Annotated in this window: 15 protein-coding genes; 11 read left to right on the top strand and 4 right to left on the bottom strand. The window is 45.3% G+C overall.

What is annotated here, in order from left to right:
- Nucleotides 1–33 precede the first annotated feature (33 nt).
- Entirely contained in the window at nucleotides 34–396 is a 363-nt protein-coding gene (locus AU387_RS03180) for a HesB/IscA family protein (RefSeq protein ID WP_010331733.1), read from the top strand.
- Nucleotides 397–448: 52 nt separating this feature from the next.
- Here AU387_RS03180 and guaC read toward each other — a convergent pair whose 3' ends face one another.
- Complete coding sequence (gene guaC / locus AU387_RS03175; protein ID WP_044158983.1) at nucleotides 449–1,429, bottom strand: GMP reductase; 981 nt, start codon at nucleotides 1,427–1,429, stop codon at nucleotides 449–451.
- 279 nt (nucleotides 1,430–1,708) lie between these two features.
- Between guaC and AU387_RS20320 the strand changes: the two genes are divergently transcribed.
- Nucleotides 1,709–1,849, top strand: a complete 141-nt coding sequence (locus tag AU387_RS20320) for a hypothetical protein (protein ID WP_044158982.1) — start codon at nucleotides 1,709–1,711, stop codon at nucleotides 1,847–1,849.
- 40 nt (nucleotides 1,850–1,889) lie between these two features.
- Here the strand turns inward: AU387_RS20320 and yumC are convergent, their stop codons facing one another.
- Nucleotides 1,890–2,888, bottom strand: coding sequence for a ferredoxin--NADP reductase 2 (gene yumC / locus AU387_RS03170; protein WP_059334791.1), 999 nt, complete (start codon nucleotides 2,886–2,888; stop codon nucleotides 1,890–1,892).
- A gap of 330 nt (nucleotides 2,889–3,218) precedes the next feature.
- Between yumC and AU387_RS03165 the strand changes: the two genes are divergently transcribed.
- The 4 genes from AU387_RS03165 (at nucleotide 3,219) to AU387_RS03155 (ending at nucleotide 5,892) form a co-directional block, all read left to right on the top strand.
- Entirely contained in the window at nucleotides 3,219–4,439 is a 1,221-nt protein-coding gene (locus AU387_RS03165) for an NAD(P)/FAD-dependent oxidoreductase (protein WP_059334789.1), read from the top strand.
- Nucleotides 4,440–4,613: 174 nt separating this feature from the next.
- Complete coding sequence (locus AU387_RS20315; protein WP_024122716.1) at nucleotides 4,614–4,757, top strand: YuiA family protein; 144 nt, start codon at nucleotides 4,614–4,616, stop codon at nucleotides 4,755–4,757.
- A 50-nt stretch (nucleotides 4,758–4,807) separates the two neighbouring features.
- A complete protein-coding gene (locus AU387_RS03160) occupies nucleotides 4,808–5,128 on the top strand; it encodes a YuiB family protein (protein WP_044158980.1) in 321 nt (106 codons plus the stop codon).
- Between the two features lie 104 nt (nucleotides 5,129–5,232).
- Nucleotides 5,233–5,892 (top strand): 3D domain-containing protein, encoded by a 660-nt coding sequence (locus AU387_RS03155; protein ID WP_082687826.1) that lies wholly within the window; start codon nucleotides 5,233–5,235, stop codon nucleotides 5,890–5,892.
- A gap of 33 nt (nucleotides 5,893–5,925) precedes the next feature.
- Here the strand turns inward: AU387_RS03155 and AU387_RS03150 are convergent, their stop codons facing one another.
- Nucleotides 5,926–6,402, bottom strand: a complete 477-nt coding sequence (locus AU387_RS03150) for a divergent PAP2 family protein (protein WP_044158979.1) — start codon at nucleotides 6,400–6,402, stop codon at nucleotides 5,926–5,928.
- 155 nt (nucleotides 6,403–6,557) lie between these two features.
- Between AU387_RS03150 and AU387_RS03145 the strand changes: the two genes are divergently transcribed.
- Together AU387_RS03145 and AU387_RS03140 are read left to right on the top strand one after the other, a co-directional pair.
- Nucleotides 6,558–8,060, top strand: a complete 1,503-nt coding sequence (locus AU387_RS03145) for a leucyl aminopeptidase (RefSeq protein WP_059334785.1) — start codon at nucleotides 6,558–6,560, stop codon at nucleotides 8,058–8,060.
- 144 nt (nucleotides 8,061–8,204) lie between these two features.
- Nucleotides 8,205–9,533 (top strand): Na+/H+ antiporter family protein, encoded by a 1,329-nt coding sequence (locus AU387_RS03140; RefSeq protein WP_044158977.1) that lies wholly within the window; start codon nucleotides 8,205–8,207, stop codon nucleotides 9,531–9,533.
- A gap of 72 nt (nucleotides 9,534–9,605) precedes the next feature.
- Here AU387_RS03140 and AU387_RS03135 read toward each other — a convergent pair whose 3' ends face one another.
- Nucleotides 9,606–10,208, bottom strand: a complete 603-nt coding sequence (locus AU387_RS03135; protein WP_059334783.1) for a biotin transporter BioY — start codon at nucleotides 10,206–10,208, stop codon at nucleotides 9,606–9,608.
- A 100-nt stretch (nucleotides 10,209–10,308) separates the two neighbouring features.
- On the opposite strand from AU387_RS03135, the gene AU387_RS03130 reads away from it, so the two are divergent.
- The 3 genes from AU387_RS03130 (at nucleotide 10,309) to AU387_RS03120 (ending at nucleotide 12,954) form a co-directional block, all read left to right on the top strand.
- Nucleotides 10,309–10,905 carry a sulfite oxidase-like oxidoreductase gene (locus AU387_RS03130; RefSeq protein WP_044158974.1) on the top strand — a complete coding sequence of 199 codons (597 nt, stop codon included), beginning with the start codon at nucleotides 10,309–10,311 and terminating at the stop codon, nucleotides 10,903–10,905.
- Nucleotides 10,906–11,117: 212 nt separating this feature from the next.
- Nucleotides 11,118–11,981: a ferri-bacillibactin esterase BesA gene (gene besA / locus AU387_RS03125; RefSeq protein WP_059334781.1), complete on the top strand. Its 864-nt coding sequence runs from the start codon at nucleotides 11,118–11,120 to the stop codon at nucleotides 11,979–11,981.
- 187 nt (nucleotides 11,982–12,168) lie between these two features.
- Nucleotides 12,169–12,954, top strand: a complete 786-nt coding sequence (locus tag AU387_RS03120; RefSeq protein WP_059335361.1) for a 2,3-dihydro-2,3-dihydroxybenzoate dehydrogenase — start codon at nucleotides 12,169–12,171, stop codon at nucleotides 12,952–12,954.
- Nucleotides 12,955–12,977: the final 23 nt, after the last annotated feature.

The following is a 12,977-nucleotide window of genomic DNA, read 5'->3' as shown; positions in this document are numbered from 1 at the left end:
CAACATCCGGTTTTTAAAAGGAGGTTCACATTAATGAGCAACCCTGTAACAATTACAGAAGCAGCAGCTTTGCATATAAAAGATATGATGAAAGAGCATGAAGAAGAAAACGCGTTTCTGCGTGTCGGCGTTAAAGGCGGCGGCTGCAGCGGTCTTTCATACGGAATGGGCTTTGAGCATGAAAAAAGCGAAGCAGACAGTATGTTTGAGGAGCACGGCATTACTGTTCTCGTTGACAAAGAAAGCCTTGATATCATGAACGGCACTATTATAGACTTTAAGCAATCCATGCTTGGCGGCGGTTTTACCATCGATAATCCAAACGCCATCGCCTCATGCGGCTGCGGTTCTTCTTTCAGGACAGCGACGAATGCAGGTAAACCAGAAGAGTGCTAATAATAGAAAAAGCCAAGTCAAGCGGCGAACCGCTGACTTGGCTTTTTTTATTTTAATACTTATCTCCATTGAAAATTGAATTCTTCACGATGACATAATCCACATTGCGGATAGCCTCCAGCTTAGTTCCGCCAGCATAAGAAATAGAAGATTGAAGATCCTGTTCCATTTCAGTCAGCGTATCCATGATTGCGCCTTTATGCTCTACGTGCATTTTTTTGCCTTCGACATTTTTCTTTTCGCCTTTTTGATATTCAGAGGCTGAGCCAAAGTATTCTTTGTAGAGCTTTCCGTCTTTTTCAATGGTTTGTCCCGGTGATTCCTCGTGTCCGGCAAATAGTGAACCGATCATGACCATGGTGGCGCCGAATCGGATTGATTTTGCGATGTCGCCATGGGTGCGGATTCCGCCATCCGCGATAATCGGTTTGCTGGCGGCTTTTGCGCACCAGCGCAGCGCGGCTAATTGCCATCCGCCTGTGCCGAAACCGGTTTTAATTTTCGTTATACATACTTTTCCCGGTCCGATGCCGACTTTTGTGGCATCCGCTCCGGCATTTTCGAGCTCTCTGACCGCTTCCGGTGTTCCGACATTTCCCGCGATGACAAAGCTGTCCGGAAGATGCTTTTTGAGGTGCTGAATCATCTCAATGACGGCATTGGAATGTCCGTGAGCGATGTCGATGGTCACGTATTCAGGGACCAGATTTTCTTCTGCCAGGTGACGGACAAATGCATACTCCTCATCTTTGACCCCAACGCTGATAGAAGAGAATAGGCCGCGTGCGTTCATGTCCTTTATAAAGTCAATCCGTTTTTCAGGTTCAAAGCGGTGCATCACATAAAAGTAGCCGTTTTCGGCTAATGAAACCGCAAGTTTCTCATCTATAATCGTCTGCATATTGGCAGGAACGACGGGCAATTTAAATGTACGTCCGCCTAAACGCACGGATGTATCACATTCAGAACGGCTGTTCACAATGCATTTTGCAGGAATTAGCTGAATATCTTCGTAATCAAACACGTTTTCCATAGAATCCACTCCTAAATACGAATATTTATGATGAATATATACCAAATGTTCGCCTTGTATAATGTACTCTGTTTTGGAGAGGATGTCAAACGATTTATCTGATGATGGATGTGATTCAGGTGCGGAAGCTTGTCATTCAGGATGAGTTTGGGTATCATAGTCTTAACGAATGGTCTCATAGAGCGGATGATAAGACGCTAATATATAAGTTCAGCACAGCTTGGTCCTTCAGCACCAGGCTTTCTTTATGACATGGACATGTGAAAGGAGCGAGTGGAGATGACTCAAAACGAAGAACAAACACCGAAGTCCCAAAAGATCCAAGACCGCATTATCATGACCACGATCTGGGTTGTAGCAGCCCTTGTGATTGCGCTGGTTATCGGAACTGCGATGAATTATATAAATATCTTCAAATAAAAAAGGAGCTGTGTCATCTTGACACAAGCTCCTTTTTTTATTATTTATTTTCAAAAAGACTTGTAGAGTGCAGAGGCTGTACGCGAGCTTTCGGGTCCATATAAGCTTTCGCGTTGTTAACAGCTGTCGGTGCTTCGCCGAAGCCGCTTGCGATCAGGTTGACTTTTCCTTCGTATGTGCAAATGTCACCTGCTGCGAAGAAGCCTTCGATATTTGTTTCCATCGTTGATTTGACGACAATGGAATTTTTCTCAATTTCAAGTCCCCAGTTTTTAATCGGTCCAAGAGATGAGACGAAGCCGTAGTTGACAATTAAGTCATCGATTTCTAAAATCTCTTTGCGCTCGCCTTTCACTTCCTCAAGCACAAGCTGTTCGATTTTGTCTTCTCCGATGAGCTCTGTCGGAACAAATGGAGTCAGGACATTCACTTTAGATGCGTGAAGGTTTTCCACACTGTGCTCATGCGCGCGGAATTTATCGCGGCGGTGAACGATGGAAACTTCTTTTGCGATTGGCTCAAGCATAAGCGCCCAGTCAACCGCTGAATCTCCTCCGCCCAGAATCACAACGCGTCTGCCGGCGAATTTTTGTAAATCATCAACGAAGTAGTGAAGGTTTTTGCCTTCGTATTGTTCGGCTGTATCAAGCTCGAGCTTTCTTGGTTTGAATGCGCCGTTTCCTGCAGTGATGATGACCGTTTTAGAGTAATGGGTTTCTTCGTTTGTCACAAGCTTAAACACGCCGTCTGCTTGTTTTTCAACAGATTCAACCGCTTGCTCTAAACAAATGGTTTGGTCGAATTTCGCCATTTGCTCTTTTAAGTTGTTCACTAGCTCTTGGGCGCGGATTTTCGGGAATCCTGCTACGTCATATATATATTTCTCAGGGTACAGGGCACTAAGCTGTCCGCCAAGCTGAGGCAGGCTTTCGATAATTTTGACGCTTGCCTGTCTCATGCCTCCGTAAAAAGCGGTGAATAAGCCGACCGGTCCCCCGCCTATAATTGTAATATCATAAACCTTTGTATCCTCTCGCATACGAAAATTGCCTCCTAAATGAAAATTGTTATTAATTATACCATATTGCTCTTAAAATTGACGAGTCAGCAGAAAAATTTGCGAGTGCATTGTATGCGCATTCATTCTTGATCATATGCCTGGGGGCCGATACGATAAGAAAAACATGAATTCATCTTTTTTCTGAATGTTTCATGAACCAGCCGGATACACATGATAGTAGTGCTATGGGTGTGGACTTCACAAAAAACTTTTCAATATATTTCATAAAATCCTGCCAATAAGCTGAAGATAACACAAATGATGATTTTTATATGCGTCTAACAGCAAAAAAAAGAGAAGGTGGATGTGATGGCATTGAATAAGCCCAAAATCGTGATTTTAGGTGCAGGTTATGGCGGATTGATGACAGTGACAAGGCTGACGAAGCATGTCGGTCCGAATGATGCTGATATTACGCTTGTGAATAAACACAATTATCATTACGAAACGACATGGATGCACGAAGCGAGCGCCGGTACGCTCCATCATGACCGCTGCCGTTATCAGATAAAAGATGTAATCAACCAGTCACGTGTCAATTTTGTACAGGATACCGTGAAGGCAATCAAAATAGAAGAGAAGAAAGTTGTGCTTGCCAATGGAGAACTGCAGTACGATTATTTAGTTATCGGCCTCGGAGCGGTACCTGAAACGTTCGGCATTAAAGGTTTAAAAGAATTTGCGTTTCCGATCGCCAATATCAATACATCCCGTGTGCTTCGGGAACATATTGAGCTGCAATTTGCGACTTACAACATTGAAGCTGAAAAAAGGCGGGACAGGTTAACAATCGTTGTCGGGGGAGCCGGGTTTACGGGTATTGAATTTCTTGGCGAACTGGCTGCCCGTGTGCCGGAGCTCTGCAAGGAATATGACGTTGACAGAAGCCTTGTACGCATTATCTGCGTAGAAGCAGCGCCGACCGTATTGCCGGGCTTTGATCCCGAGCTTGTCGATTATGCTGTTCACTATCTTGAGGAGAATGGCGTTGAGTTTAAAATCGGAACGGCGGTTCAAGAGTGTACCGCAGAAGGAGTCACAGTCGGCAAAAAAGATGAGGAGCCCGAGCAAATCAAATCGCAAACGGTGGTGTGGGCGGCAGGTGTCCGCGGACATCCGATTGTGGAAGAAGCCGGCTTTGAAAATATGCGCGGCCGGGTGAAAGTCAATCCTGATCTTCGCGCGCCCGGACATGACAGCGTCTTTATTCTCGGCGACAGCTCGCTGTTTATCAATGAAGACACTGACCGTCCTTATCCGCCGACCGCCCAAATCGCGATGCAGCAGGGGACTACGGTCGCTAAAAACATTGCAAAACTCATTAAGGGCGGCGAGCTTGAAGAATTCAAACCTGATATAAAAGGAACGGTGGCTTCTCTTGGCGAGCATAATGCGGTCGGAGTCGTGTACGGAAGAAAACTGAAAGGCACGCCGGCTTCTTTTATGAAAAAAGTCATCGATAACCGTTCGCTGTTTTTAATCGGCGGACTTGGACTCACACTGAAAAAAGGCAAGTTTAAGTTTTTCTAAAAACCCGCTCTCCGCGGGTTTTGTTTTATTAAAAAACGCCAAAATAAAAAGAGAACAAGAGGAAACTAAAAATGTTTCCGCTTACATCAAAAGATATGTCACATGATCTGACTTTATCATTGACACCTTGGTATGGTATTATTATCTGAAAATTAAGAAAAAGGTGATGCTAAGATGAAAACCGCAACGACAACCGCTTCACAGGCATGCCCGTTTTGCTCAGGGAAAGGGTATTTTCAATTAATCCTCGGCGGTTCAGAAACTTGTCCGTCATGTCAGGGGACAGGTAAAGACAGTCATTCATTTTCCAGCCGTTGACTTTTTAAAAGCCCCCGCGGTACACTAAAAGTAACGCAGGGGGTGGGGTTTTGATTAGTCTGCCAGTCGTTATCATCTCAATTGTTTTATTTTTTGTTTTGTTTTTTGGAATCGGTTTCTTATTAAACATGCTGCTGAGAATGTCTTGGATTATGGCTGTGATTTATCCGATTGTATGCCTTTTTATAATCAGCAAGGAAAAGCTGATCAGCTATATCCAATCGCCAGGCGAATCCTTTGCCAGCCTGTTTCAGAGAGTCGTATCGTTAGCTGCTGCAGATGTATTGATTTTAGCCAGCGGTCTGGCCGGCGCCATTGTCTCAGGCATAGCGATCAACATGCTCAGAAAAAGAGGATATCAGATGTTTTAATGCCGCTTTCTTTCTAAAGAAAGCTTTTTTTTGTGCCTTCAGCGCATTCACCGTTTTGAATATTGCTCCCGCTATATGGGAACAATGATTCGGAGGAGAGGTGAATAATGTTGAAAATGATCAGACGTTTGCTGATGGCCTGTTTATTTCTGCTCGCGTTTGCCACGACATATTTAGCGATATCAGGAGTAGAGGCGAAGGACTTATCAAAATGGGTACAAGAAAATAATGAGAAGCACTCGAAGAATACAGGACTGACATTAAAAGCATTGCAGCAGAAAAACGAAAAAACGATGTCCGCTGCAACCAAAGCAAAAGACAAACCATTGGAAGAAGCCTTTGACTGGAACCAATATCCGGCGCAAAAAGTAACGGCTACAGGCTATACAGCGGGAGTCGAATCGACGGGTAAAAAACCTGGTGATCCATTATACGGGCTTACATATTCAGGTGTTAAAGTGAAAAGAGATTTATACTCTACGGTTGCCGCCGATCCATCCGTTTTTCCGATCGGCACCATTTTATTTATCCCGAACTACGGTTTGGGTGTCGTTGCGGACACCGGATCGGCCATCAAGGGAAACCGCATTGATTTGTATTTTGAAACCGTTCATGATGTCTACAATGAATGGGGCAAAAAAACCCTGGACGTGTATGTGATTAAGAAGGGGACCGGAAAAGTCACTGAGGATGAACTGGTAAAGCTTAATGAAACAAAATCATTGCAGGTGTTCAGAAATCAATACAAAACAGTGAAAGAATAAAACGCTCCAGCTGCGGCTGGAGCGTTATTTTTTTTACAGAAAAAAGTATGCCAGTGCCAGTGTTAATAAAATTCCTGTCAATCCGCCAAAAAAGACCTCGATTGGCTGATGGCCGAGAAGCTCTTTCAGCTTTTTTTGTTTTTCTTTCTCTTCGGCTTTCGGGAAATCTTTTGCTTCATTCACAAAACGGTTAAAATCAATCACAAGTTTATTAATGACTGTTGCCTGCTCGCCGGCATGACGTCTGACGCCGGTTGCGTCAAACATGGTAATGACGGCGAAAATGGCTGAAACCGCAAAGAGAGAGGAACCTAATCCATGCTCTAAAGCTACGCCGGTAGAGAGCGCCGTAACAGCTGCGGAGTGGGAACTCGGCATGCCGCCTGTGCTTGTCACCAGCGACCAGTCCAGTTTTCTGGATACGATAAATTGTATCGGCACTTTAATGACTTGTGCAAAGATGATGGCAGCAAGGCTTGATAATAAAGGAAAATTCATAAAAAGTTCCATAGGCGACATCCTTTCTATATGAAAATCTTTCGTGTTACAAAAGAAAAAAGCAGGTCTTTGTCTGTTGTTTGATAAAATAAATGTAAGGAAAGAATGTTTTTCCTATTATACCATTGTTCATTACAAATACCCATTACGTTAGGAGTGTAAGCCTTATGTTTTATGCGGTTCAACAATTAGAGCATACTGAAACTCTGGTGGTCGGACTTTTTCAAAAAAGCCAGCTGACAGGCAAAGCAAAGGAAATTGATGAAAAACTGGAAGGCCATCTGACTCAGCTTCTGAAAGACGGTGATGTCTCTGCCAAACGGAATCAAGTATCAAAAGTATTCCCTCCGTCCTCCGCTGGTATGAAACGTATTTATTTCGTCGGTTTGGGAAGAGAGGCGAATTATTCATTTGAAGAGGCCAAGGAAAGCTTTGCCCATGTTTTTCAAGCCATTCATAAAGACAGAAAACAAGAGGCTGCCGTACTGCTTGACACATTTATTTGTGAAGAAGTTCCCGCAGCGGATGCCGCTCACGCATTAGCTGAGAGCTGCCTGCTTGCTTCTTATGAGGTGCAGGATTATAAGCACAAATCTAATGAGCCGGATAAACAGCTTGAATCCATCTATGCCGTCACAGATGAAGATGCACAAGAAGTGCAGGCCGGTCTTCTTGTCGGCCGGGCATACGGACAGGGCACAAATTCGGCGAGAACGCTTGTTAATATGCCGGGAAATATGCTGACAGCAACTGACTTGGCTTCTTATGCGTCCGAGCTTGCGGCGAAGTATGATTTTGAGTGTGAAATATTGGAGAAATCGGATATGGAAGAGCTCGGTATGGGCGGAATCCTTGCGGTAAACCAGGGCTCTGCCGAACCGCCCAAAATGATTGTCTTGAAGTATCAGGGCAAAAAGGAATGGGAAAACGTTATCGGACTTGTCGGAAAAGGAATTACCTTTGACACAGGCGGTTACTCTATTAAAACGAAAACAGGAATTGTCGGCATGAAATCCGATATGGGAGGAGCGGCAGCGGTCCTTGGCGCAATGGAAACGATCGGCGAGCTTCGTCCGGAGCAAAATGTGCTGGCTGTCATTCCGTCAACCGACAACATGATTTCAGGCGGGGCGATGAAGCCTGACGATGTCATCGTGTCATTAAGCGGAAAAACGATTGAAATCCTTAACACGGATGCAGAAGGAAGGCTTGTGCTTGCAGACGGCCTTACATATGCGAAACAGCATGGTGCGTCTGTTCTTGTTGATGTGGCAACGCTCACCGGCGGTGTTGTTGTGGCATTGGGCACAGAAACAACCGGCGCCATGACAAATAACGAGAGCTTTTATCAGCGGGTGGCTGAAGCTGCGGAAGAGTGCGGTGAGGCCATCTGGCAGCTGCCCATTACAGAAAAGGATAAAAAACGTGTGAAAAACAGCCAAATGGCGGATTTAAACAATTCACCGGGACGGGAAGGCCATGCCATTATGGCAGGAACGTTTCTTGGTGAGTTTGCTGAAACGACTCCTTGGGTCCATCTTGATATTGCAGGCACAGCAACTTCAAGTAAAGCAAGCTGCTTCGGTCCGTCCGGTGCAACCGGCGTCATGGCAAGAACACTGGCTACTCTGGCAGAAAGATTCACAGCGGAAGAAGACGTAAAAGCATAATAAATATAGCCCTGCTACGATTTCGCGGCAGGGTTTTTTTCTCCAAAATCTTTAGTTGACTAAAGTATCATGAATATGATACGATACGTTCGTACTTTATTTATCTACTACATTAGCAAACTAAAGGATTTTTGGAGGGGTATCATGAATGCAGTCGTAATCGCAGTGCTGCTTATGCTTGTCTTAAGCCTTCTGCGTGTCAATATAGTTATTGCTTTAATCATAGGTGCTTTGGCCGGCGGCTTAACAGGAGGACTCGGCCTGGGTGAAACGGTTAAAGCCTTTACAGAAGGGCTCGGCGGAAATGCCACCGTTGCAGTCAGCTACGCTATGCTTGGTGCGTTTGCTGCGGCTTTAACGAAAACAGGTCTTCCGGATGCTATGGTGGAAGCTTCTGTGAAATTAATTGGAAACAAAGAAGATACTCGAAAAAAGGCACTGTCTAAAGTGCTTATCGTACTGATTATTTTAATCGTAGCTTGTTTTTCACAAAACGTGGTACCGGTTCACATCGCATTTATTCCTGTGCTGATACCGCCGCTTTTGAAAATCTTTAATGAGCTTGAAATGGACCGCAGGCTGATTGCATGTGTGATTACGTTCGGCTTAACGGCTCCTTATATTTTGCTGCCCGTTGGCTTCGGCCAGATTTTCCAAGGCATGCTGAAGGACAACATGGCCGATGCGGGTTTAAACGTTCCGCTTGGCGATATCCCGTACGCGCTGATTATACCGGTTGCAGGCATGGTTGTCGGTTTGATTTTATCAGTAATCGTTTATCGCAAACCAAAAGTGTATGAAACAAAAGAAATCTCAGGTGTAAAAGCATCTCCATATACGAAAAAAAGCCTGGGAATCGCGGTTCTCGCCATTTTAGTGTCACTCGGCGTCCAGCTTTATTTATCGCAGACATTGGGAGTAGAAGGGATGATTATGGGGGCGCTGGCCGGCCTGATTATCCTGTTTGTCAGCGGTGTAATGAAACGTGACGAAGCGGATTCATTGATTACTGACGGTATGGTTTTAATGGCCTTTATCGGATTTGTTATGCTTGTTGCAGCCGGATTCTCAAATGTATTGACAAAAACCGGAGATGTCGAGTCTTTGGTCAAAACATCAGCTGGTATTATCGGGCACAGTCAGTCACTGGGTGCATTGCTGATGCTGATTGTCGGCTTGCTGATTACAATGGGGATCGGCTCATCTTTTGCAACGATTCCGGTGATCACAACGATCTTTGTGCCTCTTTGTATGCAGCTCGGATTCAGCCCGATGGCAACGATTGCGATTATCGGAGCGGCTGCCGCGCTTGGCGACGCCGGTTCACCTGCCAGCGACAGTACACTTGGGCCGACTTCGGGTCTGAGTGCGGACGGACAGCATCACCACATTTGGGACACTTGTGTGCCGACATTTATCTTTTATAACATTCCGCTTGTTATTTTTGGCTGGATTGCGGCGCTTGTCTTATAGAAAAAAGGCTCTCCTTAACGGGAGAGCCCTTTTTCGTTTATCATTTCAAAAAACCGTCCATCGGAACGGTTTTTAAGTGGAAGATATTTGATGTCTGTTAAAGCCGGTTGCTTTATGAATAGAGCGGTAGATCGCAGGTGCGATAAACGTCAGCAGCACAGCCAGCGCCGTGTCTTTTACCATAAACCAAGTCATAAAGCCCCAAACCGTGCCGTAGCTCGCCGATGTATGAATCCACAGCTTCAGCGCAAGATACATATAGGTGGTGCCAATGATATACATAATGGCCGTTCCGATAAGAGAAGCAATCAGAAAACGGATTTTACTTGGGTGGATTTTGCGTTCTAATAACCATCCAGCTGCGAATGCTGCAGGAATGTATGAGATAATGAAGCCGCCGCTTTTACCTGCAAATGGTGCGAAGCCCGCGGAAAACTGAGCGAACACTGGTGCCCCGGCCAATCCGACAAGCGCATATACAAGCATCGCGATAGCAGCGCGTTTGCTGCCGAGAAGAAGAGCCGCCAAGAGGCAGAAAAACGGCTGCATCGACAGCGGAATGCCGGCAACTTGCAAAAAGGGCGCGACTGATGTAATGTTGGCGCCGACAGCCATAAGTGCGGCGAACATGCCGATCAGCGCCATATCACCCGCACGAAGTTTATGTTGTTTCATCGTTGTTCCCCCTTAGGTTTACATACACAATGATAGAGTAATAAAGATCTGAATGATTGTCAACATAAATATAATTCAGGTTAACAAAAGGAGGGTTTGCATGTATTTCGGAAAAATAAAACAGGCAGATCAGTCAGGAAGAGTGCCGCCCAATCAAAATGTGACGACTTCTTTTCCTGTGCTTCATACGGGAAACGTTCCGTATTATGAGGATATGACGAAGTGGAATCTGCAAGTATACGGATTGGTTGATCACCCGATGCTTTTAAGCTTTGAAGATATAAAAGCCTTTCCTCAGTGCGAATCGGAAAATGACATTCATTGCGTGACAGGCTGGTCGCGGCTGGATAACGTTTGGCAGGGGGTAAGGACACGGGATATTGCGAAGAAAGCCGGTGTAAAAGAAGAGGCGGGCTATGTCATTTTACACGCGGAAGAGGGCTGGACGACAAATCTGCCGCTCGATGACTTTTTGGCTGAAACATCACTGCTCGCTTATGCGCATAACGGCGAACCTTTAACGCCTGAACACGGATTCCCGCTGCGAGGGGTGTTTCCTCATTTGTATTTTTGGAAAAGCGCTAAGTGGCTGCGCGGCATCCAATTTACGAAAGAAAATCATCCCGGTTTTTGGGAGCAGAACGGCTATCATATGAGAGGCGACCCTTGGCAAAATCAGAGATTTACATGGGATTAAGGTTCTAGTAAACGTAGGATAATCAGCATCTTTTTCAGGATTTTATTTCCATATTGCTAGTCATCAGGTACCTTATTTAAATAAGGTGCCTTTTTTATTAAGGAAAAAGTTGACTTTGTTTGCCAGAAAACCTATTATTTGAGTTGTCTAGTTGATAGTGAAAATCATTATCATAAATGCAGCCAGTTTTAAGGAGAGGAATGTCGTACTGCATGAAAAAAACAGATGGGGCTAAAGGCGGGACCTACAACGCATTTACCATTCCGGGAACGGAAGTGCGTAAAATGTCTTCACGCAATGGCAGCCGCGGCTATCAGATCTTTATCTCAAAACCGAGCACAGAGCCGCCGCCTTCTGGTTATCCGGTTATTTATCTGCTCGATGCCAATTCGATCTTCGGTACAATGTCGGAAGCTGTTCGAGTGCAGGGGCGCCGTCCTGAGAAAACAGGGGTGATTCCCGCTGTGATTGTCGGTATTGGCTATGACACAACAGAACCGTTTTCTTCTGCGCGCCACCGGGATTTTACAATGCCTACGTCTTACTCGGAGCTGCCGGTAAGGCCTGACGGCAAAGAATGGCCGGAGCATGGCGGAGCGGGGGACTTTTTAAGGTTTATTGAAGAGGATCTCAAACCGAAGATTGAACAAGATTATGAGATTGACAGAAACAGACAAACGGTTTTTGGCCACTCTCTTGGCGGGCTCTTCGTTTTGCAGGTGCTCTTAACGAAACCGGATGCATTCCAAACGTATATCGCGGGCAGTCCGTCCATTCATTGGAATAAACCATTTATTGAAAAGGAAACTGAGCGTTTCGCTTCCTGTTTAAAGAAAAACGGTCAGCCTGTCAATCTTCTGCTTGCGGCAGGAGAATTGGAAAAGCATCATAAATGCCGAATGAACGATAACGCGAAGGAGCTTTACGAGCGGCTGTCTGCTTTGGCTGAACAAGGTGTACGGACAGAATTTTGTGAGTTTTCAGGAGAAGGACATATTTCGGTTCTTCCTGTTTTGGTCAGCAGGGCATTGCGTTTCGCGCTTCACCCTGACGGCCCGAACATTTCAATGAGCTGAGAATTGTCTCAGCTCCCATATTTGTCACAAAAATTATATTTGACTGTCGAATGACATAAGGATATGATTATTTTTATAATTGATAATGATAATCATTATCAATAGGTTACGATTAATGGTAAGGTGAAGCAGTCTTTTTCGCAAAATGTCATTTTTGGCGTTACAAGCGAAGAAAGGAAATGATGAAATGAATGTAAGAGGTATAGAAGGCAAGATCGCATTAATTACAGGGGCCGCCCAAGGAATAGGTGAAGCTGTTGCGCGGACGCTTGCCGGTCAGGGGGCGCACATTGCTGCGATTGATTACAATCCAGAAAAGCTTGAAAAAGTCGTGAACAGCCTCAAAGCTGAGGGGTGTCATGCCGAAGCCTTTCCGGCGGATGTGAGAGACAGTGCGGCGATTGACGATATCACGGCTCAAATCGAACGTGACATGGGCCCAATTGACATATTGGTGAACGTAGCGGGTGTGCTTCGGCCAGGGCTGATTCATTCTCTCAGTGATGAGGAATGGGAGGCCACTTTCTCTGTGAATTCGACTGGTGTTTTTAACGCGTCGCGCTCAGTCAGCAAATATATGATGAACCGCAGATCCGGTTCGATTGTAACAGTAGGATCAAATGCAGCCGGTGTGCCAAGGACGTCTATGGCGGCATACGCCTCATCAAAGGCAGCGGCCGTGATGTTTACAAAGTGCCTTGGCCTTGAGCTTGCAGAATACAACATTCGCTGCAATATTGTTTCTCCCGGGTCAACGGAAACAGACATGCAGTGGTCCTTATGGGCTGATGAAAATGGAGCAGAGCAAGTTATCAAAGGATCGCTTGATACATTTAAAACGGGAATTCCGCTCAAAAAACTGGCCCAGCCTTCGGATATTGCGGATGCCGTGCTCTTTTTGGTTTCTGAGCAGGCAGGCCATATTACCATGCACAATTTATGTGTAGATGGCGGCGCGACCTTAGGCGTATAACTTAACTTAAAGGAGGTTTATGA

The sequence above is a fragment of the Bacillus halotolerans genome, assembly GCF_001517105.1.
Classification (GTDB): Bacteria; Bacillota; Bacilli; order Bacillales; family Bacillaceae; genus Bacillus; species Bacillus halotolerans.
This window is presented reverse-complemented; position numbering and strand designations above follow the sequence as displayed.